Raw genomic sequence first — 26,473 nt, 5'->3', positions numbered from 1 at the left:
TTCAAAAACCCTTATAAGAGAGTTCAGCGATACAATCTAGGGCGATGTGATCGGTGCGTTGCATTTTAACTCCCCATGCGTTGAGTTGGGTTTCTATGGCTTTTAAGGCGGTTTCTAAAGCGTTTAACATTTCGCTTGAAAGCTTGAAAGTGGTCTCGCTCCCTATCACAAAAGGCACAAGCCCCACGATAAAAGTTTTAGGCAAATCCCCTAAAAACTCCGTGAGCCTTAAAGTGTGCAGCATTTCCACCTCATGCACGCTCCCAGCCCATGTGATTTCTTTAGGGGCGTCCTTAAAATCAAAGGCATAGACTGAGCCTATCTCAACGCCTTTAGCGCTCACGCAATCCAAAATCAAAACCTTTTCATACGAAGTGATTAAAGGAATGAGTTGCTGAGCCATAGTCCCCCCATCTATAATATCCACGCTAGGGAAAAAAGAAAAATTTCTTTTGAGGTAGTGGGCTAGATGCACCCCAATCCCTTCATCGCCAAAAAGGATATTGCCAATGCCAAGAATTAGGATTTTTTGACTCATTCTTTGGTATAACCATAACCATTAATCATAGAATCCGCCCCCGAACTTTCATACCTGATAGAATGGAAAAACACCATATAAACATGCACAGGGACAAACAAAATAAACCCCCAAGTCGCTAAGTGGTGGATGAAACGAACGTTCGCTAACCCCCCACAAAGCGTTTCAAACCACTTAAAAGCGCTTCCTAAAAACGCTCCAAGCCCCGCATGATAGACATTATAATACAGCACTATTCCGCTCAAGCTCATCAACACTATCAAAACAATCAAGGTGGAATAAGCCACGAGTTGGATAGGGTTATACGCTCCTTTAGTGTGAGGCTTACCGCTGATAAGAAAATACGCTTTCATCTGATCGATCCAGGCTTTTGGGCTTAAAAGTTGGCTAAAACTCCTGCGTTCCATCAAGCTTTCTTTAGTGAAAAAAAGATAGGTTCTAAAGATTAATGCGCTAATGAGCAAAAACCCAAACATGACATGAAAAGAGCGCACATAAGCTTGTAAAAGATACACCCCTTTATAAAAGCTGGAATTAGGTTGCAAAAAAGGGTAAGCGATGTAAAACCCTGTAGCGATTAAAGCGAAAATACTCAAAGCCCTAACCCAATGGAAAAAGCGCACAAAACCGGAATATTCTTTGTGTAAAACGACCTTATTCATTTTATCCATGCGTAACCCTTTTTAGAATTTAGCGAAATTAGGCTCTACTTTAAACTCGTTTAAAGACTGCCCTTTAAAATCCATCACATGCACTGAGCATGCGATGCATGGATCAAAAGAATGGATAGTCCTAATGATTTCTAAAGGCTGGGTTAAATCAGCGATTTTAGTGCCAATCAAGCTCATTTCATAAGCCCCCCTTTGATTTTGAGAATCTCTAGGCCCCGCATTCCAAGTAGAAGGCACCACCGCTTGATAATTTTCCACCACGCCGTTTTTAATACGCACCCAATGGCTTAGCATACCCCTTGGCACTTGACCAATGTAGCGCCCTTTATATTCTTGATTCTTATCAATGTGATAAGGAGTGCAAGTGCTTTGATCGCTTTTTAGATTTTCCACTAACGCATCAAACGCCAAAAGGCCATTATCAGCGATTGTCTTAGCTTCAATACACCTTGCAGCTGTTCGTCCAAGCGTTGAAAACAACGCCTCTAAAGGCAGTTTAGTGTCTTTTAAAAACTTCGTAGCCACTTCAGTAACATAAGGGTTTTTCGCCGCTAAACCTACCACTACGGAACTTAAAGGGCCTACTTCCATGGGCTTACTATCGTATCTGGGCGATTTTATCCAAGAATATTTATTTTGAGTGTCAAGCACTTTAGCAGGGATTGTTTTATTTTCAATCCCCACGCTCTCGCCGTCTTTTAAACCGGTATAATGCGGGTTCGTTTGCCCGTCATAAGGGTGGAGTTGCACTTCTTTAGTGTCTTTATATTGATACCAAGAATGCGTAACTTCTTCTTTAATCAAACTCTCATCAATGGGGTGCAGTTTAGAAATATCCCCATCAAGCACCACCCCACTACTCAAAAGGTATTTATCCTTTCCGAGCAACACTTCTTCATAAGCGATAAAATTCCTTAAGCCGCAGCCTTTAATAACAGATTGTTCGTTAGCGAACATTTCGCCTGCCATCACCAAATCAGGGTAGTAGGCATGGTTGATGAAATTGGCCACCACTTCAAACTTGCTCTTCCACTCCGCTAATCTTGTCGGATCCAATATATCCATAACGCTCGTAACACCCCCCACCGTTAGGCTTTGCGGGTGAGGCTGTTTAGCCCCAAAAATAGCGGTCATTTTCGCCGCTTCCCTTTGGATTTCTAAAAGCTTGAGGTAGTGGCTTAAGACGATTAAATTTTGCTCTGGGTTTAAACGATAGGTTTTATGCCCATAGTAGCCATTACTAAAAGGCCCTAGAGATCCGCTTTTAGCGAAATCATTCAAGCGTTTTTGAACCGCTTTTAATTCGCCCGCACCGGTATTAATGGGATAAGGGCTGTATTTGAAAGAAAGTTTTGCCGCTTGAATGGGGTCGGCTTTTAAAGCGCTCAAAATATCGCACCAATCAAGCCCATGCAAAGTATAAAAATGCACCACATGATCATGAAAAAGTAACGCCATGTTCATCAAAGATCGCACCAATTGCGCGTTTAATGGGGGGGTGATGCCTAGAGCGTTTTCTACTGCAGTGATACCAGCCTTATAATGCGAATAAGTGCATACCCCGCAAATCCTTTGAGCGATAAAGCCTGCATCTCGTGGGTCTCTGCCCTTAATGATCGTTTCTAGCCCCCTAAAAAGCGTAGAAGAAGAAAACGCATCGGTGATCACGTTATCATCATCTACGATCACTTCAATCCTTAAATGCCCCTCAATCCTAGTGATAGGATCGACTACGATTTTTTTTGACATGTTAATCCCTTACTCTTTGTTTTTGATCGCTTTAGAAAGGAGCGCATGCGCAACAATGCCAATAGCGGTTGCGCTAAGCAAAGTTGTGCCTACTTTATCGGCTACTTTATCAGCCCCTAAGCCATCAAAGGCGGTTTTAATGGAGCGATTCGCTAAAGGCTCTTCAAAAGGACTCATCGTATCCCAAAAATTAGGCTCAGAACACCCTATGCACCCATGCCCTGCGCCTATGGGCCAAGAAGTGTGTGAATTGAAACGGAGTTTGGAGCAATTGTTGAAAGTGTAAGGCCCTTTACAGCCCATTTTATACAAACAAAAGCCCCTTTTAGCGTTTTCATCGCCAAAATGCTCCACAAACTCGCCCGCATCAAAATGCCCTCTCCTTTCGCACAAATCATGGATCCTGTTCCCATAAGCCCAAGAGGGACGGTTATACGCATCCAATTTAGGGAGAGCCCCAAACATCAAGTAATAAAGCACATTGCCCACGATATTTTTTTCACTAGGCGGGCAACCGGGAACATTGATCACGGGTTTATCAATGATTTTATGCAAGGGTTGCGCGTTAGAGGGGTTAGGGTAAGCCGCTTGCACGCCCCCAAAACTTGAGCATGTGCCTATGGCAAAAATAGCGGCTGCGTATTGAGCGGCTTTCCTGCACTCTTCAGCCCCCGTTTCAGCGTTCGGACCTTGAGTGAGGAAGTATTCTGTGCCTTGGGGGATACCGCCTTCTACCATTAAAATGTAATTGTTTTTATGCTTTTCTATGGCGTCATGCAAGCTTTTTTCAGCTTGAAAACCGCTCGCTACCATGATAGTTTCATGGTATTCTAGGTTGATGTAATCAAAGATAATGCTATCAATGGTGGGGTCTGCGCTCCTTAACAAACTTTCGCTACAGCCGGTGCATTCTGCCATATGCAACCAAATCACGGGCAATCTGTTAGCCACTTCCACCGCTTTCAAAGTCAAGGGAGCAAAACTAGCCGGCAAAGCTAACGCTGTGCTCATCATGCCCGCCCACTTCAATAAATCGCGCCTAGAAATGCCAGCATCCTTAAACTCGTCTTGCAAATTCTTATGCTCGTTATGAGCGTTAAACGAACTGACTATATCAAGGCGTTCTTCAATCTTTTGATAGGTCTTTTTTTCATCGTAGAACATGACCACTCCTTAATTGGAAATTTTCATTATCTTAACATAATAAAAATAATACAGCTGCAATTGATTGTTTTTTAGTTTTTATTGAGATTGAGGGAATTTCTTTAATATTAAGTTTCATTTGGATAAAATTCCCCCCTATTTTATTAAAAAAGGAACAAAATGAAAAAAGTACTCATCATTAATGGGGCCAAAGCGTTTGGGAGCTCTGGGGGGAAACTCAATGAAACCTTGACTGATCATGCAAAAAAGACTTTAGAGTCTTTAGGGCTAGAAGTGGATACTACAATCGTGGATAAGGGCTATAATCATAGCCAAGAAGTGGAGAAAGTCTTTAGCGCAGATGCGACGATTTGGCAAATGCCTGGCTGGTGGATGGGAGAGCCTTGGATTGTGAAAAAATACATTGATGAAGTCTTTAGTGCAGGGCATGGGAAGCTTTATGCTAGCGATGGCAGAAGTTCGCAAAACCCCACCAAAAACTACGGGAAAGGAGGCTTGATGCAAGGCAAAAAATACATGTTGAGCTTGACTTGGAATGCTCCCATTGAAGCCTTTAATGATCCTAGTGAATTTTTTGAAGGGGTGGGTGTGGATGTTGTGTATTTGCATTTGCATAAAGCGTTCCAATTTTTAGGGCTTTCAGCGTTGCCCACTTTTATTTGCAACGATGTAATGAAAAACCCCCAAGTGGAGCAGTATCTTAACTCCCTAACCATGCATTTGCACCAAGCTTTTGGCAAGTGAAATAAGGGTTTTTAACCCCCCCCTCCATTTCTTTGGGGGGCTTGTTTGTTACACAATAAAATCTCTAGGATTGAGATCACAACCTAAGATAAGATCCCTAAGATTACTGCCCACATTTTGAAGATTCGCGCCACTGACAAAGTAGAATCCGTATTTTTCAAAAGGCACAACAAGAGTGCCATCTCTATCCCTTAATTGCGCTTTTGCTTTATCCCGACAAATATATCTTTGAGACTCATCGTCTGTGTAGCTTTCAAAAGCTTCTCTGGCGTTTTCTAACAAGTAGTCTATGACAGCGCTAACCAATTCCTTAGCGTTTTTTACCAAACGCCTCTCATTATTGGGGAGTCTGACGCTTTGAAGTTTATAGCAAGTTAAGTTATCATCAAGGGTTTTACTAATCTCTCTTTCGCGGTATTCTTTAGGCAGATCTTTAAACAATCCCACTTGACAGAATTGATCCGCTAAATATTCGCTCCTAGCCCTCACTTCCTCTATCCCCCAAGAATGGGTGTTATTGATGAAATAGTCGTTTAAATGCAAGGAGCTGTATTCTTCCATAAGCGCAATTTTTGCCTCGTAGGATTTGTTGCCAAGCTTTTGATTTTGCCCTGATAGGGTTAGATTCCCAAAATTATTGAGATAGTCTTGCTCAAAAGTGAAATAGTCCCCCACCCTATCGCGCCATTCTTGGGTGGGGGTTTTGGGGTAGAAATGCTCCACTTCTAGATTTTCTTCTCTTGGCGGTTCGGCGTTGCTTAGCTTTTCTATCTCAAGCAAAATGAACTTGCACACTTGATTTGCTGCATAAGCGTTACGCACAAGAAACGCCGCTTTAATTCGATCATCATTAGGGAACGCCGTTTGACCAACGCTCTTGCCCAGATACCGCTTGAGCGTATCGGCTGAAACATTTTCTAGCTGTCTGTATAAAATATAAAGAACTTTGTTAAGTGCACCGGCAGGATCCCCGCACACGCTCCGGCGAACAAAGTAGCTGATAAGGATTTGCAAAATTTCGCAGAAGTTTTCATAATCCAACTTGCCTTCTTCAAAGTCTCTGGCGCAACGCAAAACAAAGGGCTTTGCCACGCCAAATTTGATTTTCACAAGATCTTTAACGCGCAGGCGTAAATTCGCTAACTGCTGCGGGTCTCCACGATGTAAAAAATAATGATCTCTGTCTAAAAAGATTTGATAGATTCTGCCATATTCACGCATATCGCTCATAAGACCTTGTATATCGTTAGGGAAATTTTCTCTGTGGTGGGCTTTTAGCGCGTAATACACTTCGCGCTCTCCCTCTTTAAGTCTATCTTTTCAAGGTAGATTCTCAAATAGGTTTTGATGAAATCATTCAAATCCCTTTCACCAAGCCAATCTTCTAAAGGAACCCAATAAGTATTATAAAGACGATTTTGGTTGTCAGAATTTTCCCCCATCATCAGATAGTTACGGATGAGATCCAGCCCTTTTAATTGCACGCCTGTAGCGTTAATGCTTTCAAACACCACTTGCGGATCGTCTTCGCCCAATTCTAAGCCTATGGCTACGATTTTGAGCCGCAAAAACGCGCCATAAATCTCTTCTATGCGATACCCTTTGCTGATATAATTGTCAAGTTCCTTGGTGAAAAATTTATAATTATTCCTGATGTGTGATACGCCTTGTATTTCATGCGATCGATTTTGCATGACCAGATCAAAGGCTTCTTTGTCGCTTTTAATGGGCTTTAAGCGCAGCTTTTGTCCCGAAAGATTGAGTAGTCCGTCAATCTCTTTTTTTATCTCTTCATTTGGTATCTTTGTCTCTATGGCTTTAAGCAAAAGCATGAGAGTAGTAATCCTTTGCTGCCCGTCAATGATGACAAATTCTTGCAGTTTCCTTAAGCTCTTTTCATCATCAATATGATGCAGTATATAAGTGATAGAACCCATGAAATGCGTTTTTTTTATTTTGAGAGATACTGATAATATCTTGCAGTAATTTTTCACAATTTTCTTCTTCCCAAGTGTAGTTCCTCTGGTATACAGGGATAGAAAAGATCGTGCTTGTTAAGGCAAAAAAGTCGTTAACGGTGCTTTGTGTCGCTTTCATCACTTTTCCTTTTAAATAAGATTAAAATCACACCGAGTATTAAATCAAAAAAAAAAGGAGCTTAAATTTTTGAAAAAACCGCAATTTGCGACTCAATTTATCCAAAAAGATGAAAGAGCTTGCGCAAAGCAAGTGGTAATCTCTTAAAAATGCGATCTTTTGGGGGGTTTAGTATGGGGGCGAGAATGATTTCAAAATACCCCTACTAGGGTATCTCATAAGAATGATACGGCATGAACAAGCGCCCGTAATTAGGGTTCACGCGCAATAAATGCTCTTTGAAATTCCCGTAATTACGGCAGCTTGACTCAAAACCATTATCGCACGCATACGAGAATAAATCCAAAGCCCTTTGATCATCTTGAGGCACGCCTAATCCCTTTTGATACAGCACGCCTAAATTGTTACAGCTCCCCAAAATCCCCCCATCGCATGCCATTTGAAAATACTTCGCTGCGTAGTGGTTGTTCAAAGGAGCCCCTAAATCCCCATTCGCATAAATCCAGCCTAAATTCGCGCACCCCATCATATCCCCAGCGTTACAAGCCAAATAATTCAAATCCACTTGACTGAGTTGTGCTTTATCAATGCCATAAATATTATTCACGTTAGACATCAAGCCCAGATTATAACACCCCATATCATTCCCATTTTCGCATGAAAATTTATAATAACTTATCGCCTTGTAATAATCTTTTTGGACCCCACTCCCGTTAGCAAACATCCACCCCAAATTATTGCATGCGAGCATATCCCCCCCTTGACAAGCCACTGCATACAATTGCAAAGCGTTTTCTTTATCGTTCGTATCCGCATTCTTCTTGTTTTCATACATTTGAGCCAGATTTGCGCAAGCGGTCGCATCGCCCCCACTGCAACCCATTTCATAATAGCGAGCGGCTTTTAATCTGTTGGTTTGGATCCCTACCCCATTAGCATACATCGCCCCCACTGCAAAACACCCGGCCGCATTGCCGTTATCGCACGATTGGGAAAAAAGCTTGAAAGCCCCTTGATAATCGCCCTTTTTAGCCAAATCAATACCGGCAGAAAGCTCGGTTTGAGCGTTTTCAGGCGATCCCAATTTGTCTAACAGGTTGGAGTTATCGTTTTTAGGGGTGATCTGGGTGTTAGGGTTTGGCGCGCCCTTAGCGTTAGCGGGGTTTAATTCAGGGGGCGTGTTTTTTGGGGCTTGATTGTTTTCTTCAGCGCCGCTAAGCTGTAAGACTAAAAAAACAAACAATAACAAACTTTTTTTGAGCATTCTTTTAATCCTTAATGCAGGTTTTGATTCAACTCAATTTTTTTCACGCTCCTAAAAGCAATCAGCTTACCATTCTGGCTATTGGAACGAAAATGCACGCCATTTTTTCCGGAAAGCTCTTTGCCTTTGTAAAGATTGTTGGCATGTTTTTCTAAAGCGCTATTCACTTCTAAAAGCTTTTTAAACTCATTTTCTTCAATTTCTATCACACTTCCGGCCAAAATCGCAACGCCTGCATCCACGATACAGCCATCGCCTAAACTAATACCGGTAACGCTATTAGCCCCTAGCAAACAATTTTTCCCGATGCTAATGGGGTTGTTATTCCCTCCGCTTAAAACGCCTAACACGCTCGCTCCCCCACCAATATCAGTGCCTGCTCCCACCACCACCGATGAAGAAATACGCCCCTCATTCATGCACACTCCCATAGCCCCTGCATTAAAATTCACATAACTAGCCCCGGGCATTTGAGTGTAACCACCGGTTCCTAAATACGCCCCAAAGCGCGTTTTTGAGCTATCCAATAAACGGATATTATCAAACTCAGGGATTAATTGCATCAAATAGCGCGGGAATTTATCTATAAAATCAATGCTAGGGAAATGGCCTCGCATTTTTAAAGCCACTTCGTTCATTCTAAGCCATTCTAATTCATAAGGCTTGTTGCCGCTCCAAGCCGCATTAGAAAGCTGGTTAAAAATACCCTCTAAATTCAAACTCCTTAAAGGGGCTTTCCCTAAAGAGAGCGCTAAAAGTTTCATATACGCGCTCTCCACGCTCTCGCAAGGCTTATCTTCATACAAGATCACCAAGCGATAAAGAGACTCCCCATCACTATTTTTCAAACGATTTTCTTCTAAAGCTTTTAAAAGCTCTAAAACCACTTGGATGTTTTTATGAGCCATTTTATTGGAATAGGCTTCATTCAAAAAGGGCGTATAAAAATCCAGCACTTTTAACACAAAACTTTCATCAATCTCAATGACGCGCTCGCTCGCACTCTCTTTTAGGATTTTTTCTTTAGAAAGCGAGTTGCAAAACACCACATAAGAGCCTAAATTTTCATCTTTCCAGTTCAAAACGGGGTAAGTGGCGCATAAAATCTTTTTGGAAATAGGGGCAATATCCACTCTGGCAATGCCAAAACCTAAAGGCTCTTTATAGTGGTTAGATTGCTGGTAGTTGCTCACAAAATTTTTAAACTTATTGATCATGCCTAATCCTTTAAACTCTTTTCTCTTTCTTTAGCTAAATTTTCCACTTCTATCACAAAAGTTTCAAACAAATCCTTTTCAGCCAGTTTGTGAATGACTTTACCCTCTTTAATGATCAAACCGCTGCGATTCCCAAAAGCGATCGCCATGTCTGCATGCTTGGCTTCACCTAAAGCGTTCACCACGCAACCCATCACGCTAATGTCTAAAGGGGTTTTAATGTGGCTTAGGCGTTTTTCTACCTTGCTCGCCATATCCACTAAATTGGCTTCAATGCGCCCGCAAGTGGGGCAAGAAATCCAATTAATCCCTTCTTTCAACCGCCCGCTATGGCGTAAAATCGCTCTAGCCACTTTGATTTCATTTTCTAATTCCCCTGTGATGGATACGCGCATCGTATCCCCAATGCCCTCCATTAAAAGCCCCCCTAAAGCCATGGCGGATTTGATGCTAGAACTGAAAAGATTACCCGCTTCAGTAACCCCCAAATGGAAAGGATAGATCACAAGAGGGCGTAGCATCCTGTAAGCTTCTATGGTGCGCATCACATCGCTCGCTTTTAAAGAAATCTTAAAATCAGTAAAATCCAAATCTTCTAAAAGTTTGGCGTTATACAAAGCGCTTTCTACCATGCCTTTTGGGGTGGGTCCGTATTTTTGATCAAACTGCTTTTCTAAACTCCCGGCATTCACGCCAATTCTTATAGGAATGTTTTTTTCTTTACAAGCATCAACCACCGCTTTGATTTTGTCTTTAGAGCCGATGTTTCCGGGGTTAATCCTAATCGCATCTACGCTTTGAGCGGCAATGAGAGCGAATTTATAATGGAAATGAATATCAGCGATTAAAGGCAAAGAGGACACTTTTTTCAATTCTTTTAAGGCTAGGGCGTCCTTTTCATTACTCACCGCCACCCTCACTAAATCGGCCCCGGCGAGTTTGAGTCGGTCAATTTGATTTTTAGTGCTTTCAATATCAGCGGTTTTACTAAAGGTCATGCTTTGCGTGCTAATAGGAGCATCACCCCCTATAGCGACGCCACCGATAAAAATTTGCTTGGTCTTAACTCTATTTTCTAGCATCAAACCTCTTCATCAGTTAAATTCTTATGCGCTATTATACTCTTTCTTGGTGGTTTCATACCATAACGCTCAAATTTTAGGTAAGATTAACCATTCCATTTTAAGATTAAAGTAGCCCTATGACCTTTGAGCCTTATCCTTTTGAACGATTAAGAGCCTTGTTTAAAGAGATCACCCCTAAAAAAAAGGGGCTAGATCTAGGCATCGGCGAGCCGCGATTTGAAACGCCCAAATTCATTCAAGACGCTCTCAAACAGCACACCCATTCGCTCAATATCTACCCTAAAAGCGCGTTTGAAGAGGGTTTGAGAGAGGCTCAAAGAGGTTTTTTTAAACGCCGTTTTAAGATAGAATTGAAAGAAAACGAGTTAGTCTCCACGCTAGGATCTAGGGAAGTGTTATTCAATTTCCCTAGTTTTGTTTTATTTGATTATCAAAACCCTACCATCGCCTACCCTAACCCCTTTTATCAAATCTATGAAGGATCAGCCCAATTCGCTAGAGCTAAAAGCCTTTTAATGCCCTTAACCAAAGAAAATGATTTCACGCCAAGCTTGAATGAAAAAGAGTTGCAAGAAGTGGGTTTAGTGATCTTAAATTCCCCTAACAACCCCACTGGAAGAACCCTTTCTGTAGAAGAGCTGATTAGTTGGGTCAAACTCGCTTTAAAACATGATTTTATTTTAATCAATGATGAATGTTATAGTGAAATTTATGAAAATACGCCTCCCCCTTCGCTTTTAGAAGCTTGCATGCTAGCTGGTAATGAAGCGTTTAAAAATGTTTTGGTTATCCATTCGCTCTCCAAACGCTCTAGCGCTCCAGGGCTAAGGAGTGGTTTTATCGCTGGGGATAGCAGCCTTTTAGAAAAATACAAAGCGTTTCGCACCTATTTAGGCTATACGAGCGCTAATGCGATCCAAAAGGCTAGTGAAATAGCTTGGCTAGATGATGTGCATGCAGAATTTTTCCGCAATATTTATGCGAATAATTTGAAACTAGCGCGAAAAATCTTTAAAAACACGCTCATTTATCCTTATAGTTTTTATGTGTATTTGCCCGTTAAAGATGGCGAAAATTTTGCTAAAAGACTTTATCAAAACGAAGGCATTATTACTTTACCGGCTTTGTATTTAGGGCGTAATCGTATCGGCGCTGACTACGTGCGTTTAGCCCTTGTCTATGACACTCCCCTTTTAGAAAAGCCTTTAGAAATCATAGAAACTTATCGAGAAAATCATGCTTGAAACCCCAAAAGTTTTACTCAAAAACTTACAAGATTGCAAGATCCATTTTATCGGTATAGGGGGGATTGGCATTTCAGGCTTAGCCAAATACCTTAAAGCGCAAGGGGCTACAATCAGCGGCTCTGATATTGCCATAAGCCCTAGCGTTAAGTATTTGAAAGCTTTAGGCGTAGAAATTAATATCCCGCATGATCCAAAAGCGATTAATAATCAAGATGTCATTATCCATTCAGCCATTATCAAAGAAGACAATACAGAAATACAAAGGGCTAAGGAATTAGAAATCCCTATTTTGTCTCGCAAAGACGCTTTGTATTCTATCCTTAAAGATAAGCGCGTTTTTAGCGTGTGCGGGGCTCATGGGAAAAGCAGTATCACGGCCATGTTGAGCGCGATTTGCCCCTTTTTTGGAGCGATTATTGGGGCGCATTCTAAAGAATTTGATTCCAATGTGCGAGAGAGCGCGAATGATAGCTTAGTTTTTGAAGCCGATGAGAGCGATTCAAGTTTTTTATTTTCTAACCCTTATGTGGCGATTGTGCCTAACACAGAGCCAGAACATTTGGAGCATTATGGCCACGATTTAGAGCGTTTTTTCTTTGCTTATGAGTATTTTTTAGACCATGCTCAAAAAAGAGTGATCTATAAAGAAGATCCTTTTTTAAAAAGCTATTCTAAAGACGCCATTGTTTTAGAAAAAAAAGACATTTATAATATTCAATATATTTTAAAAGACGGCGAGCCTTACACTTCATTTGAATTGAAAGATTTGGGGGCTTTTTTGGTGTGGGGGCTAGGTGAACACAACGCTACGAATGCGAGTTTGGCGATTTTAAGCGCTTTAGATGAATTGGATTTAGAAGAAATTAGAAATAATTTATTGAATTTCAAAGGCATTAAAAAACGCTTTGATATTTTGCAAAAAAACGCGCTCATCCTCATTGATGATTACGCCCACCACCCCACTGAAATCAGCGCCACTTTAAAAAGCGCTAGGATTTATGCTGATTTATTGGACACGCAAGAAAAGATTGTAGTGATCTGGCAAGCACACAAATACTCCCGCTTAATGGATAATTTAGAAGAGTTTAAAAAATGTTTTTTAGAGCATTGCAACAGATTGATTATCCTACCCGTTTATAGCACAAGTGAAGTCAAAAGAGACATTGATTTGAAAGCCCATTTTAAGCATTATAACCCCACCTTTATAGACAGGGTGCGTAAAAAGGGGGATTTTTTAGAGCTGTTAGTCAATGATAATGTGGTAGAAATAATCAAAAAAGGCTTTGTGATAGGCTTTGGAGCGGGGGATATTACCTATCAATTGAGAGGCGAAATGTAATGGGCGTGGCGGTTGTTTTATTTTTAACGCTAATTTTATTGTTTTTAGTTTTAAGGGATTTTGGTTTAGCAAACCCTAAACAAAAACTTGTAGCTTTTGTAATCGTAGGGATTATAGGGGCAAGCATAAGCGTTTATACTTACCAACAAAACCAACAAAACCAACAAGAAATCGCTTTGCAAAGAGCGTTTTTAAGGGGGGAAACCTTGTTGTGTAAAGGCATTAAAGTGAATAACCAAACCTTTAATTTAGTGAGCGGGACTTTGAGCTTTTTAGGCAAAAAACAAACCCCTATGAAAGATGTTCTTGTGGATTTGGATTCTTGTCAGACGCTTCAAAAAGATCCTTTAATCCAACCCCAATGAACCCCCCCCAATAAACCCCAATGAATAATAATAATAATACCCCACCCAAACCCCTAGAAGAAAGCCTGGATTTAAAAGAGTTTATCGCTCTTTTTAAAACCTTTTTTGCAAAAGAAAGAGATACTATTATTTTAGAAAACGATCTCAAACAAGCTTTCGCTTATTTAAACGAAGTGGATGCGATCGGTTTGCCTACCCCTAAAAGCGTGAAAGAAAGCGATCTTATTATCATCAAACTCACCAAATTAGGGACGCTCCATTTAGATGAAATTTTTGAGATTGTCAAACGATTGCGCTACATTGTCGTTTTACAAAACGCTTTTAAAACTTTCACGCATTTAAAATTTCATGAACGCCTTAACGCTATTGTTTTACCCCCTTTTTTTAATGATCTAATCGCTTTATTAGATGATGAAGGCAAAATCAAACAAGGGGCGAACGCTACCCTAGACGCTTTGAATGAAAGTTTGAACCGCCTTAAAAAAGAGAGTGCAAAAATCATTCACCATTACGCCCGCTCTAAAGAGCTTGCCCCTTATTTAGTGGATACGCAAAGCCACCTTAAGCATGGTTATGAATGCCTTTTATTAAAGAGCGGGTTTTCTAGCGCGATCAAAGGCGTTGTGCTAGAAAGAAGCGCTAATGGCTATTTCTACCTTTTGCCTGAAAGCGCGCAAAAAATCGCCCAAAAAATCGCCCAAATTGGTAATGAAATAGATTGCTGTATCGTTGAAATGTGTCAAACTCTAAGCCGTAACTTGCAAAAACACCTTTTATTTTTAAAATTCCTTTTCAAAGAATTTGATTTTTTAGACAGCTTGCAAGCCCGGCTTAATTTCGCTAAAGCCTACAATTTAGAATTTGTCATGCCAAGCTTTACGCAAAAAAAAATGATTTTAGAAAACTTTTCACACCCCATTTTGAAAGAGCCAAAGCCCTTAAATTTGAAGTTTGAAAAATCCATGCTCGCTGTTACCGGCGTGAATGCGGGCGGGAAAACCATGCTCTTAAAATCGCTTTTAAGCGCGGCGTTTTTGAGTAAGAATCTTATTCCCATGAAAATCAACGCCCATCATTCCATTATCCCCTATTTTAAAGAAATCCACGCCATTATCAACGACCCCCAAAACAGCGCGAACAATATCTCTACTTTCGCCGGCAGAATGAAGCAATTTAGCGCTCTTTTATCCAAAGAAAACATGCTTTTAGGCGTTGATGAAATTGAGCTAGGGACTGACGCTGATGAAGCGAGCAGCTTGTATAAAACCCTGTTGGAAAAATTGCTTAAACAAAACAACCAAATCATTATCACCACGCACCACAAACGCCTGAGCGTGTTAATGGCAGAAAACAAGGAAGTGGAATTACTAGCCGCTCTTTATGACGAAGAAAAAGAACGGCCCACTTACACTTTTTTAAAAGGGGTTATTGGCAAAAGCTATGCGTTTGAAACCGCTTTGCGCTATGGCGTGCCGCATTTTTTGATTGAAAAAGCGAAAGCCTTTTATGGCGAAGATAAGGAAAAATTGAATGTTTTGATTGAAAATTCCAGCGCGTTAGAAAGGGAATTGAAACAAAAAAATGAAAGCTTAGAGAACGCTTTAAAAGAGCAAGAAGATTTAAAAAACGCATGGCTTTTAGAAATGGAAAAACAAAAAGAAATCTTTCACAATAAAAAATTGGAATTGGAAAAATCCTACCAGCAAGCCCTAAACATCTTAAAAAGCGAAGTCGCTTCAAAAGATACCAGCTCCATGCATAAAGAAATCCATAGAGCGAGCGAAATTTTAAACAAACATAAAACAAACCAAGAGATCCCACAAACAATAACGAACTTTCAAACTAACGAAAAAGCGCGCTATAAAAATGAAAGCGTGCTGATTGTGCAAATTTTAGACAAGGGCTATTATTGGATAGAAACCGAGCTTGGCATGCGTTTAAAAGCGCATGGGAGTTTGTTGAAAAAAATCCAAAAACCCCCTAAAAACAAATTCAAACCCCCTAAAACAACCATTCCTAAACCTAAAGAAGCGAGCTTGCGCCTTGATTTAAGGGGGCAACGCAGCGAAGAAGCCCTGGATTTACTAGACGCTTTTTTAAACGACGCGCTTTTAGGAGGCTTTGAAGAGGTGCTTATTTGCCACGGCAAAGGGAGCGGGATTTTAGAAAAGTTTGTGAAAGAATTTTTAAAAAACCACCCTAAAGTGGTAAGCTTTAGCGACGCTCCCATTAATTTAGGTGGCAGTGGGGTTAAAATCGTTAAATTGTAGTTTTTGGCGCTTTTTTATGGGGGATTAATATAAAAATCCGCTTTAAACTATAAAGCCATTTCACACCAACACCCAATAATGAGAACAAAGCCCTTTTAAAAGAGTGTTAAAATGGGGTTTAAGCTCAATTGAGCCAAAACTCTTAAAAATCTTTAGCCTTGATAGGCTTTTATCGCTTTCTCTAAAACCTTAATCGCGCTCTCTTTGTTTTCAAACCCCTTGACTTTCACCCATTTATTAGGCTCTAAATCCTTGTAAGTTTCAAAAAAATGTTTGATTTTATCTAAAGTGTGTTTGGATAAATCATCAATATCTTTGACATAGGAATGCGTGGGATCGATCTTATCTATGGGTAGAGCGAGTAATTTTTCATCCACTCCGCTTTCATCTTCCATGTTCAAAACCCCAACCAAGCGCGCTTTCACCACGCTCCCGGCTTGAAAAGCCACATCGCTTAAAACCAGCGCATCTACAGGGTCGCCATCAGATCCTAAAGTGTTAGGCACAAAGCCGTAATTCGCAGGGTAATTTTGCGCCCCATAAAGCACCCTATCCACCATTAAAGCCCCGCTTTTTTTATCCAATTCATACTTGATATTAGAATGCTTGGATATTTCAATCACCACACACAAAGAATCAGCGTCATGGCTCACTTCTAATTGGTCTAAATTCATTGCAATCTCCTTTGAAATAAAAAGACTTATTCTAACATAAAGCCCGCTCTTTTTAACTCTCTTTAGGGGTTTTTAAAGGAGCGTATTGTTTGCTGTATTTATTAAAGGCTTTTAAGCACTTTCTGGCGTTGAATTTATGATAAAAAAGATTATCAAAATAAGATTTTTTAGGGGGCTTTAATGAAATGTCAGGCTTTTTTGCATTTTGAATGGTGCTATTGAAAGCATGCTTGTTTAAAGAAACAGGGCAAGGCACATAGGTAAAATTAGCAATATCATGGTAAGTGGGGTTGTTTATGAACATATCCACCGGCTCTATGATCTTGAAACGCTCTGTGGCTTCTATAAAAGTTTTAGCGCCCTTAGGCGTGAGATAGTATCCTGCCGTAGTGGCCACATACACGCTGGTGAGGTAAAAATGATCTAAAAATAGCGCTTCTTTTTCGCTATCAGCACGAGATTCCCAAAAAGTCTCTTTGATGTTTACCTCTTTTGCCAATAAGGATTCGTATTTTCCCATGAGTTCGTCGTATTTTTCCGCAATATTCTTATTGAGATCATCGTATTTTGTGGTGAGATCATCGTATTTTGTGGTGAGATCATCGTATTTTGTGGTGAGATCATCGTATTTTGTGGTGAGATCATCGTATTTTGCCACAATATTCTTATACACTTCTGTCCGAGCTAAAATACTTCCAATAAAGCGGTTGAGTTTTCTTTTAATTTTTTTAAAAACCACTTGGTTAAAAGAGATTTTTTGGGGCGCTATTTTGCAAGGCTCAGATAGTTCTTTAGGGTCTTGTTGCGTTTCAGTAATAAAATCTTGTTGCGTATCTCGTGTGGGATTGGGGGGGGGGGGGGAGGTAACTTCATAATTTTCAATAGGCGTTTTTTCAATAGACGCTTCAGCCTCTTCAGTTTCTGTATAGACAGGGAGAGCGCACAAATTGGTTTTATGGCCTCCCCAATAATGCCCATAGAGTCTCACAAAATCAAAAGGGCTTTTCAAGCAATCTTCTAAAGCTTGCATGAAATTAGACTCTAGCGCTACGTCATCTTCTAAAATAACGACCGGTTGGTTTAATTTGACGCATTCTTTCCATAAAAGATAATGGCTTAAATAGCACCCAAATTCTTGGGGCAATAATTCTTGATAACAATAATCAGAATGAAACCAATCGGATTTTAACAAACTTGAAGAATCATAAAGCTCTTGAACGAATTTTTCAAAATCTTCGTGTTTAGGGCTAATAGCGTCAAAAATTTGAAAAACACAACGGCCTTTAAATTTTTCATTGGATTCTAAAACGAGTTTTTCAGTATCCAAACGCCTTTGACTTTCTTTTAAAGAAATGATATAAACTTGTGTCAAATGAACTCCTAAATATGGCATTCTACCATAAAATTTCTTTTTAAACCTCTTTAGGGGTTTCTAAAGGGGCGTATTGTTTGCTGTATTGTTGAAAGGCTTTTAAACGCTTTTTAGCGTTAATGCTGTAGTAGAAAAGATTCTTAAAAGTTGATTTTTTAGGCGGAAATGGGTAAGATTTCAAGCTCTTTTTTTGGGGCTTTTGAATGGTGCTGTCTAAAGAATGCTCACTTAAAGAAACAGGGCAAGGCACATAAGTCAGATTCGCCACATCATGGTAAGCAGAATTATCCATAAACATATCCACCGGCTCTATGATTTTAAAACGCTCCGTGGCTTCTATAAAGGTTTTAGCGCCCTTAGGGGTTAAGTAATAACCGGCTGTAGAAGCCACATACACGCTGGTAAGGTAAAAATGCTCTAAAAAAAAGGCTTCTTTTTCATGCGTTGCGTAATAGCTTTTTTGTATTTTTTTGAGAATATAGTGGATGACTTTATGGGTAGAAAGATTTAAAAATCTAGAAACATCAAAAAATTTTTTAAATTTTTCTAAAATAGGGTTATTTTTAAAAGGATAATCAAAGGGAGGAAATACAAATTCTTTGGGCAAAACATGGAATTTTGTCTCGTGGTAATACCAATAGCACCCATAGAGTCTCACAAAATCAAAAGGGCTTTTCAAGCAATCTTCTAAAGCTTGCATGAAATTAGACTCTAGCGCTACATCATCTTCTAAAATAACGACCGGTTGGTTTGTTTTAACGCATTCTTTCCATAAAAGATAATGGCTTAAATAGCACCCTAATTCAGGCAAAGTCAAACCAGCGCCCACATAAGAATGATACCAATCAGATTGCAATAAACTTTGAGCATCATAAAGCTCTTGAACGAATTTTTCAAAATCTTGATGTTTAGGGCTAATAGCGTCAAAAATTTGAAAAACGCAACGGCCTTTAAATTTTTCATTGGATTCTAAAACGAGTTTTTCAGTATCCAAACGCCTTTGACTTTCTTTTAAAGAAATGATATAAACACCAATCACAGCTCATTCTCCTTAAGAGCGCATTTTAATTCCCAAAAGACAAAATATATTTTTGCATTTCATTCACGATTTCTTCAATGCTTCTTTCGCCATTGATAACTTTATGCAAACATTTAGCCTTGTAGAAATTTTGGATCTCACCCAACGGATCCAAAAACACCCGCATGCGGTTATGAAACACCTTTTCATTATCATCAGCCCCCCTAGAGCGCCCTAAAACCCTTTCTTTAGCGGTATTTTCACTCACTTTTACTTCAATCACGCTTTTTAAAATTACTTCGTTTTGAGCGTTCAATTCCTTATCCAAAGCCTGCATTTGTTCCACGCTCCTGGGATAGCCATCAATTAAAATGATCCCTTTACTAGAGCTTTTAATCGCTGCAAGGATCGTTTCTACCACAATTTCTAAAGGCACTAATTCGCCTTGAGAAGTGAATTTCTCAATCAATAAGCCTCGATCGGTCTTTTTAGCGCTCTCAGCCCTTAGTAAATCCCCGGTAGAAAAATGAGCGATTGTTTCGCTGTTATTCTTAGCGATAAGCTCTGCATCAGTGGTTTTACCACTCCCTGGGGCTCCAATAATCAAAAATAGCTGTTTCATATCATATCCTTTTAAATTATTTTCTCAAGCGAATGTGTAATTCTCTTAGTTGCTCTTCATTAATGGGGCTAGGCGCATTCGTCAATAAGCATGAAGCTTTTTGCGTTTTAGGGAAAGCGATCACATCTCTAATGCTACTAGATTTAGTCATTAGCATGATCAAGCGATCAAAGCCTATCGCAAAGCCTCCATGAGGAGGAGCGCCAAATTTTAGCGCTTCTAGTAAAAAGCCAAATTTCTTTTGTGCTTCTTCTTCATGGATATTGATTTTTTCAAAGACTTTTTTTTGCATTTCTTCTTTATGGATCCTTATGCTTCCCCCACCAAGCTCCACGCCATTAAGCACCACATCATACGCATGCGCTTCAACCTCTTCTATATCTTCGCATTCTATATTTTTAGGCATCGTAAAAGGGTGGTGTGCAGCATGATAGCCGTTTTCGGTTTTTTCAAACATGGGGAAATTGACCACCCATAAGAAATTCAAAGCGTCTTTATCAATCAAATCAAGCGTTTCAGCCACTTTCAAGCGCAAACGCCCCATGTAATCTAACACGATTTTTTTATCCCCAGCTCCAAAAAAGACAATATCCCCAACTTGCGCATCAGTCCTTTCTAAAATATTCTTAAGCCCCTTTTCGCTCAAAAATTTAACTAAAGGCCCTTTAATCCCATCTTCTTTAATCTGCAAATACGCTAAGCCTTTAGCCCCAAATTGGCGCACAAATTCTTCTAATTCTTTTAAAACGCTACGGCTAAAAATCGCATCAGCCCCCTTAACGTTCAAAGCTTTAATGCGTTGGTTTTTAGGATCTTGCGCGATATTAGAAAAAATAGCGTTTGAGCTGTCCCTAAAACAATCCCCCACTTCTATTAAAGGCAATTCAAAGCGTAAATCCGGCTTATCGCTCCCGTAATTTTCCATCGCTTCCTTATAAAGCATGCGTTTAAAAGGTTTAGAAATAGTATGCCCAATCGCTTTAAAAATCTCTTGCAACAAATCTTCCACCACGCCCATCACATCATTTTCATCACAAAAACTCATTTCCGCATCAATTTGCGTGAATTCTGGTTGCCTGTCCGCTCTCAAATCTTCATCTCTAAAGCAACGAGCGATTTGAAAATACCTGTCCATTCCCCCCACCATTAAAAGCTGTTTGAATAATTGCGGGCTTTGGGGAAGCGCGAAAAATTCGCCCTCATGCACCCTACTTGGCACTAAATAATCCCTAGCCCCCTCAGGCGTGGTTTTAGACAAAATGGGGGTTTCAATCTCTAAAAAGCCCTTTTGGGCTAAAGCGTTACGAGTAATAAGAGCCACTTCGCTGCGCAATTTAAAGATTTCATAAGCGTTCAAAGAGCGTAAATCCAAATAGCGGTATTTCAAGCGCAAATCTTCATTCACGTTTTTATTGCCAATTTCAATCGGTGGGGTAGCGCTTTTATTTTCAATGACTAACTCTTCTAAAACGATTTCAATTTTACCCGTTTTTAGTTTAGGGTTTTCTAACCCAGCGCCTCTCAAACGCACTATTCCTTTAGCCACTAGCACAAATTCGCTCCTGACTTCTAAAGCCTTTTCATAAGCCTTAGAGCTGGGATCACAGACGAGTTGCACTAAACCGCTCTTATCCCTTAAATCAATAAAAACCACGCCTCCATGGTCTCTATAAGTGTTACACCACCCGGCCACTTTGACTATCTTACCCACATCTTTTTCACTAATTTCTGTGCAGAAATGACTTCGCATGTTTTATCCCTTTAAATTAAAACAAAAATTAAATTATGAAAGCGTTTTTTTAAGCATTTCATGGATTTCAAGAATGTTAGATTTTACCACAAAACCATCCGCTTCTAAAGATTGGGCTAATTGGCGGTTAGAATCGCTGCTCATGGACGAATTGATAATCACAGGAAGATGCTCAGTTCTATGATCAGCTTTAATGGTTTTTAACACTTCAAACCCTGAAATGTTAGGCATTTCTAAATCCGTAATGACCACGCCGACCTGTTGGTAATGTTCTTTTTCATACAAATAATCCAACAATTCCCTCCCGTTTGGAAAGGCTAAATAACGCAATTCTAAAGTTTGAACGATTTTTTCTAGGGTTTTAAGAGCACTTAGAGAGTCTTCAGCGATTAAAATGAGTTTTTGGCTTTGAATGGCTTCTATGCAACGCAAAGTCAAATCGTCCAAATCCTTCAAGCTAGGGAAAACATCGCTAATCATCTTTTCCACATCTAAGATCTGCACCACTCGTTCTTCATCAAAACGGGTGATAGCGCTAAGTTTGCCCTCTTCATTAATGCCTTGTTTGTCCCCGGCACTAATCTCAGTCCAATTTTTATGAATGATCCTTTCAATTTTTAAAACTTTTAGAGCGATGGAATGGTTAGAAAAATGGCACACGATCACCAAATTATGGTCATCTTTAACGCTGCATTCTTTTAGATCACGGCTCGGATCATTAGCGTTATAATGCAACCACCTTTTCACATCCACTAAAGGGATGGATTCGCCCCTAACACTAAGAAACCCAAGCATCATGCCATCGCTCCCCCCAAGAATCTCTGTAACCTCTCCGTCATAATGGATAATTTCTCGGATCTTAAAAATATTCATGCCATAAAGTTGGGCGTCTTTTTCTGCATCTAATCTAAAGCACAGAAATTGCGCTTCGTTGTTTAAGTGCAACGAAGTCGTTTTGTCAATATCTCTTACCACCTAATTTCCCCTAAAGCCCTATCAAAGATTAAATGTTATAATACTACCCTAATTTAGTTTAAAAGGTTTTTACAAGAATGATAAAAAGCCAAAAAGAATATTTAGAAAGAATTGCATATTTAAACACCCTATCGCACCATTATTACAACCTTGATGATCCTATCGTAAGCGACGCCGTTTATGATGAACTTTACCAAGAATTAAAAGCTTATGAAGAAAAAAACCCTAATGGCATTCAAGCTAATTCCCCTACCCAAAAAGTGGGGGCTACTGCCACCAATTCGTTCAATAAAAAACCCCATTTAATGCGGATGTGGAGCTTAGATGATGTGTTCAATCAAAGCGAATTGCAAGCGTGGTTGCAACGCATTTTAAAAGCCTATCCTAGCGCTTCGTTCGTGTGTTCGCCCAAACTTGATGGGGTTTCGCTCAATCTTTTGTATCAACATGGCAAGCTAGTGAATGCGACCACTAGGGGCAACGGCTTAGAAGGAGAATTAGTTAGCGCAAACGCTAAACACATCGCTAATATCCCCCACGCTATCGCTTATAAGGGAGAAATAGAAATCAGGGGCGAAGTGATCATTTCTAAAAAGGATTTTGACGCTTTAAACAAAGAGCGCTTAAACGCCAACGAACCCCTATTCGCTAACCCCAGAAATGCCGCATCAGGGAGTTTGAGGCAACTTGATAGCGAAATCACTAAAAAGCGCAAATTGCAATTCATTCCTTGGGGCGTGGGCAAGCATTCTTTAAATTTTTTAAGCTTTAAGGAGTGTTTGGATTTTATCGTCTCGTTAGGTTTTAGCGCCATTCAATACTTAAGCCTAAATAAAAACCACCAAGAAATAGAAGACAATTACCACACCCTGATTAGAGAAAGGGAGGGCTTTTTTGCCCTTTTAGACGGCATGGTGATCGTTGTGAATGAATTGGATATTCAAAAGGAGCTAGGCTACACGCAAAAATCCCCTAAATTCGCCTGCGCTTATAAATTCCCGGCTCTAGAAAAACACACCAAAATCATAGGAGTCATTAACCAAGTGGGGCGCAGCGGGGCGATCACACCGGTCGCTGTTTTAGAGCCTGTAGAAATTGCTGGAGCTATGGTTACGAAAGCGACCTTACACAATTATTCTGAAATTGAAAAAAAGAATATCATGCTCAATGATAGGGTCGTTGTCATTAGAAGCGGCGATGTGATCCCTAAAATCATCAAGCCTTTAGAATCTTATAGAGACGGCTCGCAACATAAAATTGAACGCCCCAAAGTTTGCCCCATATGTTCGCATGAGCTTTTATGCGAAGAGATTTTTACTTATTGTCAAAACCTTAATTGCCCGGCAAGGTTGAAAGAAAGCTTGATTCATTTCGCTTCTAAGGACGCTTTAAACATTCAAGGCTTAGGCGATAAAGTCATAGAGCAACTTTTTGAAGAAAAACTCATTTTTAACGCTTTGGATTTGTATGCTTTAAAATTGGAAGATTTAATGCGGCTAGACAAATTCAAAATCAAAAAAGCTCAAAATCTGTTAGACGCTATTCAAAAGAGCAAAAACCCTCCCTTATGGCGTTTGATTAACGCTTTAGGGATTGAGCATATTGGTAAGGGAGCGAGTAAAACGCTGGCCAGATACGGCTTAAATGTGTTAGAAAAAAGCGAAGCCGAGTTTTTAGAAATGGAAGGCTTTGGGGTGGAAATGGCGCGCTCTTTAGTCAATTTTTATGCGAGCAATCAGGAATTTATCCGATCGTTATTTGATTTGTTGAACCCTAAAAACAGCGATATGGCTGAAGAAAAGCAGGAAAGCTCTTCTGTTTTCAGTAATAAAACGATTGTTTTAACCGGCACGCTTTCTAAACCACGGCAAGAATACGCTCAAATGTTGGAAAATTTAGGGGCAAAAATTTCTTCAAGCGTGAGCGCTAAAACCGATTTTTTAATCGTTGGAGAAAACGCCGGCTCAAAACTCGCTCTAGCAAAAAAACATGGCGTGAGCGTTTTGAATGAAGAAGAATTATTAAAGCGTCTTAAAGAATTGGATTAAAATTAAATTCTAAAGAAAAATTCCAATTTTCATTCTTAATGAATTTACTCACAAGATCCTATTTTATAGTAGAATGCGAAAAATAAAGATACTTTAAGGAGCAATGATGGAACACCATAAAGTGCACACAACCATTCAGGCTTTACAAGCCAAACGCAAAAAGTTGCTAACCGAATTAGCCGAGTTAGAAGCAGAAATAAAAGTGAGCAGCGAACGAAAGAGCAGTTTTAACGTTTCGCTCTCGCCCAGTTTGTTAGCTGAAATAGAAGAGATAGAATACGAAGAAAAAACAAGTAAAGAGCGAAGAATCAATCACAGCGTTTTACTTTCGCCCAGTTTTATGGCTAAAGTGGATGAATACATGAAAGAGAAAGGTTTTCCTAACCGATCGCTTCTCTTTGAAAAAGCGTTGGAGTTTTATATGCTAAAACACCCATAAAGCCAATAGCGGACAAAAAAATGAGAGGGTATTTAGGGTTTTAAGAATGGAAAATCAAAGACTCCGTTCCTTTAGTTTTTTAAGGTTATTGATCTTTTTATTCAAAGCCTTGGCTTTGTCTATTTTTTGGAGTTGGAACGCTTTTTAAAATCGTTTCACTCGCTTAGAGCGTATCTATCAGTAACGCTTTTGGCTCGTTTTAACAAAGATCGGTTAATTTTTTAGTAACACTGCACTAAATAAAACCATCATTTGAATATAATAACCCTAAATAGGATTTTAAATCATTTCTATATAAGGGGATTTTATGATTTCTAACATCAGCATACACCCAAAAACCATGTTTAAAAACGCTTTAAATATACAAGATTTTTCATTTAAAAGTCATACTAGCACAGCCATTATTGGCACAAATGGTGCTGGAAAATCAACGCTTATCAACACTATTCTAGGCATTAGATCAGACTATAATTTTAAAGCACAAAACAATAATATTCCATACTACGACAATGTTATACCACAACGCAAGCAATTGGGAGTTGTCTCTAACCTATTCAACTACCCACCTGGATTAAACGCAAACGACCTTTTTAAATTCTATCAATTTTTTCACAAAAACTGCACTCCAAATCTATTTGAAAAAAATCTTTTGAATAAAACCTACGAACACCTAAGCGATGGACAAAAACAGCGCTTAAAGATTGACTTAGCTCTTAGCCACCACCCCCAATTAATTATTATGGATGAACCAGAAACCAGTTTAGAGCAAAACGCTCTTATAAGACTATCAAATCTCATAAGCTTGCGCAACACCCAACAACTTACAAGTATCATCGCCACTCAGATCTTATTGTCTTAGATAGTTGCGAATGGGTATTGCTCCTTAAGAATGGCAACATTGCTCAATACAAACCTTTAAATTCTATATTAAAATCTGTAGCTAAAACTTTTAATTTTAAAGAAAAACCAACCACAAAAGACTTATTAGCATTACTAAAGGATATTTAATGGGAGCAATTCTATCTATCCTAAAACTTGAAATCAAATCTTATCTCACCAATACAAGTGCGTTATTTTGGACTTTTATTTATCCTATTTTAATGCTCCTATTACTAATTTTTGTTTTTTCAAAAAATACCACTGAAATTTTTTACTTTAATAACATTATTAGGTCTAATGGGACTTCTTATTATTTCTAGCGCGATCTTTGGTCTCACACAAGCTATAACAAGCTTGAGAATCGCATAATATATTCTTGTTCTACATGCTATCACCAGCAACTTTCAAACAAATAACTCTAGCATTAATCGCTTCAAGACTAATCGTTGTAATCCTATATGCTTTTATCTTTATTGTTCTCTCTTTTTATGCGCTCAATATCATCACTATTCTTAATTTTCAAGCGCTTATTTTGGGGTTTATTAGTGTTTTTTCAAGCGCATTGTTTTGTTTTTGCTTGGCAATTTTTGTAGCCAGAATCTTTCAAAACGAACAAAGCATCTTAGGATTTTGTAATATCATCAATCTCTATGCACTAATGTCTTGTAATGTTTTTGTTCCTTTAGAATACCTACCTAATATTGGTCAGTTATTTATCAAAACATCTATTTTTTACTACCTTAATCAACTTCTAATCAAAGCTTTTCAAGGGATTGATACTATACTGGTTTTAGCAACTTCAACATTTTTCATTATTGGTGGCATTATTTTATTTTTACTAAGCGCTAATCGCATGTTACTAACACCAAAAGAACGCATGCGTTAAACCCTTAGTCCCACCAGCCCCATTAATATTAAAAGCGCTTATTTTGGGTAGCCTAGCACC

The 26,473-nt window shown here is 39.4% G+C and carries 21 protein-coding genes and 2 pseudogenes; 9 read left to right on the top strand and 14 right to left on the bottom strand.

What is annotated here, in order from left to right; translation table 11 throughout:
• Window position 1: 1 nt before the first annotated feature.
• The 4 genes from hydD to DQL14_RS04345 are packed head-to-tail and all read right to left on the bottom strand — an operon-like array spanning window position 2 to window position 4,122.
• Entirely contained in the window at window positions 2-538 is a 537-nt protein-coding gene (gene hydD, locus DQL14_RS04360) for a hydrogenase biosynthesis protein HydD (RefSeq protein ID WP_108168867.1), read from the bottom strand.
• Entirely contained in the window at window positions 535-1,209 is a 675-nt protein-coding gene (gene cybH / locus DQL14_RS04355) for a Ni/Fe-hydrogenase, b-type cytochrome subunit (RefSeq protein ID WP_108168866.1), read from the bottom strand. Before cybH ends, hydD begins: the two co-directional genes overlap by 4 nt.
• Window positions 1,210-1,221: 12 nt before the next feature.
• A complete protein-coding gene (locus DQL14_RS04350; RefSeq protein WP_108168865.1) occupies window positions 1,222-2,958 on the bottom strand; it encodes a nickel-dependent hydrogenase large subunit in 1,737 nt (578 codons plus the stop codon).
• A 9-nt stretch (window positions 2,959-2,967) separates the two neighbouring features.
• The gene (locus tag DQL14_RS04345) at window positions 2,968-4,122 is read right to left on the bottom strand and encodes a hydrogenase 1 small subunit (protein WP_108168864.1); all 1,155 of its coding nucleotides are present in this window, start codon (window positions 4,120-4,122) and stop codon (window positions 2,968-2,970) included.
• A gap of 159 nt (window positions 4,123-4,281) precedes the next feature.
• Here DQL14_RS04345 and mdaB point away from each other — a divergent pair, with 159 nt between their 5' ends.
• A complete protein-coding gene (gene mdaB, locus DQL14_RS04340; RefSeq protein ID WP_108168863.1) occupies window positions 4,282-4,866 on the top strand; it encodes an NADPH:quinone oxidoreductase MdaB in 585 nt (194 codons plus the stop codon).
• A gap of 48 nt (window positions 4,867-4,914) precedes the next feature.
• Here mdaB and DQL14_RS04335 read toward each other — a convergent pair.
• The 4 genes and pseudogenes from DQL14_RS04335 to ispG all read right to left on the bottom strand — a co-directional run bounded on the left by DQL14_RS04335 (window position 4,915) and on the right by ispG (window position 10,526).
• Window positions 4,915-6,963: pseudogene (locus DQL14_RS04335) on the bottom strand (DUF262 domain-containing protein).
• Between the two features lie 205 nt (window positions 6,964-7,168).
• Window positions 7,169-8,227: a tetratricopeptide repeat protein gene (locus DQL14_RS04325; RefSeq protein WP_108168862.1), complete on the bottom strand. Its 1,059-nt coding sequence runs from the start codon at window positions 8,225-8,227 to the stop codon at window positions 7,169-7,171.
• Between the two features lie 11 nt (window positions 8,228-8,238).
• Window positions 8,239-9,444, bottom strand: a complete 1,206-nt coding sequence (locus DQL14_RS04320; protein WP_108168861.1) for a 2,3,4,5-tetrahydropyridine-2,6-carboxylate N-succinyltransferase — start codon at window positions 9,442-9,444, stop codon at window positions 8,239-8,241.
• A 2-nt stretch (window positions 9,445-9,446) separates the two neighbouring features.
• A complete protein-coding gene (ispG, locus tag DQL14_RS04315; protein WP_000892493.1) occupies window positions 9,447-10,526 on the bottom strand; it encodes a flavodoxin-dependent (E)-4-hydroxy-3-methylbut-2-enyl-diphosphate synthase in 1,080 nt (359 codons plus the stop codon).
• 119 nt (window positions 10,527-10,645) lie between these two features.
• Between ispG and DQL14_RS04310 the strand changes: the two genes are divergently transcribed.
• Genes DQL14_RS04310 through DQL14_RS04295 form a run of 4 tightly spaced genes read left to right on the top strand, consistent with a single transcriptional unit; the run spans window position 10,646 to window position 15,750 of the window.
• Window positions 10,646-11,773: a succinyldiaminopimelate transaminase gene (locus tag DQL14_RS04310; RefSeq protein WP_108168860.1), complete on the top strand. Its 1,128-nt coding sequence runs from the start codon at window positions 10,646-10,648 to the stop codon at window positions 11,771-11,773.
• Window positions 11,766-13,115 carry a UDP-N-acetylmuramate--L-alanine ligase gene (murC, locus tag DQL14_RS04305; protein ID WP_108168859.1) on the top strand — a complete coding sequence of 450 codons (1,350 nt, stop codon included), beginning with the start codon at window positions 11,766-11,768 and terminating at the stop codon, window positions 13,113-13,115. The genes DQL14_RS04310 and murC overlap by 8 nt, the downstream gene beginning before the upstream one ends.
• Window positions 13,115-13,480 (top strand): hypothetical protein, encoded by a 366-nt coding sequence (locus DQL14_RS04300; protein WP_108168858.1) that lies wholly within the window; start codon window positions 13,115-13,117, stop codon window positions 13,478-13,480. The genes murC and DQL14_RS04300 overlap by 1 nt, the downstream gene beginning before the upstream one ends.
• A gap of 20 nt (window positions 13,481-13,500) precedes the next feature.
• Window positions 13,501-15,750 carry an endonuclease MutS2 gene (locus DQL14_RS04295; RefSeq protein WP_108168857.1) on the top strand — a complete coding sequence of 750 codons (2,250 nt, stop codon included), beginning with the start codon at window positions 13,501-13,503 and terminating at the stop codon, window positions 15,748-15,750.
• A 152-nt stretch (window positions 15,751-15,902) separates the two neighbouring features.
• Here the strand turns inward: DQL14_RS04295 and ppa are convergent, their stop codons facing one another.
• Genes ppa through DQL14_RS04265 form a run of 6 tightly spaced genes read right to left on the bottom strand, consistent with a single transcriptional unit; the run spans window position 15,903 to window position 22,161 of the window.
• Window positions 15,903-16,424, bottom strand: coding sequence for an inorganic diphosphatase (ppa, locus tag DQL14_RS04290; protein WP_108168856.1), 522 nt, complete (start codon window positions 16,422-16,424; stop codon window positions 15,903-15,905).
• Between the two features lie 52 nt (window positions 16,425-16,476).
• A complete protein-coding gene (locus DQL14_RS04285) occupies window positions 16,477-17,796 on the bottom strand; it encodes a glycosyltransferase family 25 protein (RefSeq protein WP_111735921.1) in 1,320 nt (439 codons plus the stop codon).
• 40 nt (window positions 17,797-17,836) lie between these two features.
• Window positions 17,837-18,835 (bottom strand): glycosyltransferase family 25 protein, encoded by a 999-nt coding sequence (locus tag DQL14_RS04280; protein ID WP_108168853.1) that lies wholly within the window; start codon window positions 18,833-18,835, stop codon window positions 17,837-17,839.
• 25 nt (window positions 18,836-18,860) lie between these two features.
• A complete protein-coding gene (locus tag DQL14_RS04275; RefSeq protein WP_108169935.1) occupies window positions 18,861-19,436 on the bottom strand; it encodes an adenylate kinase in 576 nt (191 codons plus the stop codon).
• 16 nt (window positions 19,437-19,452) lie between these two features.
• Complete coding sequence (gene aspS, locus DQL14_RS04270) at window positions 19,453-21,186, bottom strand: aspartate--tRNA ligase (protein WP_108169934.1); 1,734 nt, start codon at window positions 21,184-21,186, stop codon at window positions 19,453-19,455.
• A 33-nt stretch (window positions 21,187-21,219) separates the two neighbouring features.
• A complete protein-coding gene (locus tag DQL14_RS04265) occupies window positions 21,220-22,161 on the bottom strand; it encodes a chemotaxis protein (protein ID WP_108169933.1) in 942 nt (313 codons plus the stop codon).
• Between the two features lie 77 nt (window positions 22,162-22,238).
• Between DQL14_RS04265 and ligA the strand changes: the two genes are divergently transcribed.
• From ligA to DQL14_RS04240, 4 genes and pseudogenes are all read left to right on the top strand, one after another.
• Complete coding sequence (gene ligA, locus DQL14_RS04260) at window positions 22,239-24,209, top strand: NAD-dependent DNA ligase LigA (RefSeq protein WP_108169932.1); 1,971 nt, start codon at window positions 22,239-22,241, stop codon at window positions 24,207-24,209.
• A gap of 106 nt (window positions 24,210-24,315) precedes the next feature.
• Window positions 24,316-24,648 carry a ribbon-helix-helix domain-containing protein gene (locus tag DQL14_RS04255; RefSeq protein WP_162296861.1) on the top strand — a complete coding sequence of 111 codons (333 nt, stop codon included), beginning with the start codon at window positions 24,316-24,318 and terminating at the stop codon, window positions 24,646-24,648.
• 307 nt (window positions 24,649-24,955) lie between these two features.
• Window positions 24,956-25,507: an ATP-binding cassette domain-containing protein gene (locus tag DQL14_RS04250; RefSeq protein ID WP_231952919.1), complete on the top strand. Its 552-nt coding sequence runs from the start codon at window positions 24,956-24,958 to the stop codon at window positions 25,505-25,507.
• Window positions 25,508-25,655: 148 nt separating this feature from the next.
• Window positions 25,656-26,413 (top strand): annotated as a pseudogene (locus DQL14_RS04240) (ABC transporter permease).
• Window positions 26,414-26,473 lie beyond the last annotated feature (60 nt).

Source organism: Helicobacter pylori NCTC 11637 = CCUG 17874 = ATCC 43504 = JCM 12093 (assembly GCF_900478295.1).
Taxonomy (GTDB): Bacteria; Campylobacterota; Campylobacteria; order Campylobacterales; family Helicobacteraceae; genus Helicobacter; species Helicobacter pylori.
Note: the sequence above shows the minus strand (reverse complement) of the source record. Positions and strands in the feature narration are given on the sequence as shown.

Bases quoted from the DNA above. Each gene is read 5' to 3' on its own strand.
- DQL14_RS04275 (WP_108169935.1), bottom strand. From the start codon at position 19,436: ATGAAACAGCTATTTTTGATTATTGGAGCCCCAGGGAGTGGTAAAACC.
- DQL14_RS04345 (WP_108168864.1), bottom strand. From the start codon at position 4,122: ATGTTCTACGATGAAAAAAAGACCTATCAAAAGATTGAAGAACGCCTT.
- DQL14_RS04310 (WP_108168860.1), top strand. From the start codon at position 10,646: ATGACCTTTGAGCCTTATCCTTTTGAACGATTAAGAGCCTTGTTTAAA.
- DQL14_RS04295 (WP_108168857.1), top strand. From the start codon at position 13,501: ATGAATAATAATAATAATACCCCACCCAAACCCCTAGAAGAAAGCCTG.
- DQL14_RS04255 (WP_162296861.1), top strand. From the start codon at position 24,316: ATGGAACACCATAAAGTGCACACAACCATTCAGGCTTTACAAGCCAAA.
- DQL14_RS04250 (WP_231952919.1), top strand. From the start codon at position 24,956: ATGATTTCTAACATCAGCATACACCCAAAAACCATGTTTAAAAACGCT.
- ligA (WP_108169932.1), top strand. From the start codon at position 22,239: ATGATAAAAAGCCAAAAAGAATATTTAGAAAGAATTGCATATTTAAAC.
- ppa (WP_108168856.1), bottom strand. From the start codon at position 16,424: ATGAATTTAGACCAATTAGAAGTGAGCCATGACGCTGATTCTTTGTGT.
- DQL14_RS04350 (WP_108168865.1), bottom strand. From the start codon at position 2,958: ATGTCAAAAAAAATCGTAGTCGATCCTATCACTAGGATTGAGGGGCAT.
- DQL14_RS04325 (WP_108168862.1), bottom strand. From the start codon at position 8,227: ATGCTCAAAAAAAGTTTGTTATTGTTTGTTTTTTTAGTCTTACAGCTT.
- DQL14_RS04300 (WP_108168858.1), top strand. From the start codon at position 13,115: ATGGGCGTGGCGGTTGTTTTATTTTTAACGCTAATTTTATTGTTTTTA.
- ispG (WP_000892493.1), bottom strand. From the start codon at position 10,526: ATGCTAGAAAATAGAGTTAAGACCAAGCAAATTTTTATCGGTGGCGTC.
- hydD (WP_108168867.1), bottom strand. From the start codon at position 538: ATGAGTCAAAAAATCCTAATTCTTGGCATTGGCAATATCCTTTTTGGC.
- DQL14_RS04320 (WP_108168861.1), bottom strand. From the start codon at position 9,444: ATGATCAATAAGTTTAAAAATTTTGTGAGCAACTACCAGCAATCTAAC.
- mdaB (WP_108168863.1), top strand. From the start codon at position 4,282: ATGAAAAAAGTACTCATCATTAATGGGGCCAAAGCGTTTGGGAGCTCT.
- cybH (WP_108168866.1), bottom strand. From the start codon at position 1,209: ATGGATAAAATGAATAAGGTCGTTTTACACAAAGAATATTCCGGTTTT.
- aspS (WP_108169934.1), bottom strand. From the start codon at position 21,186: ATGCGAAGTCATTTCTGCACAGAAATTAGTGAAAAAGATGTGGGTAAG.
- murC (WP_108168859.1), top strand. From the start codon at position 11,766: ATGCTTGAAACCCCAAAAGTTTTACTCAAAAACTTACAAGATTGCAAG.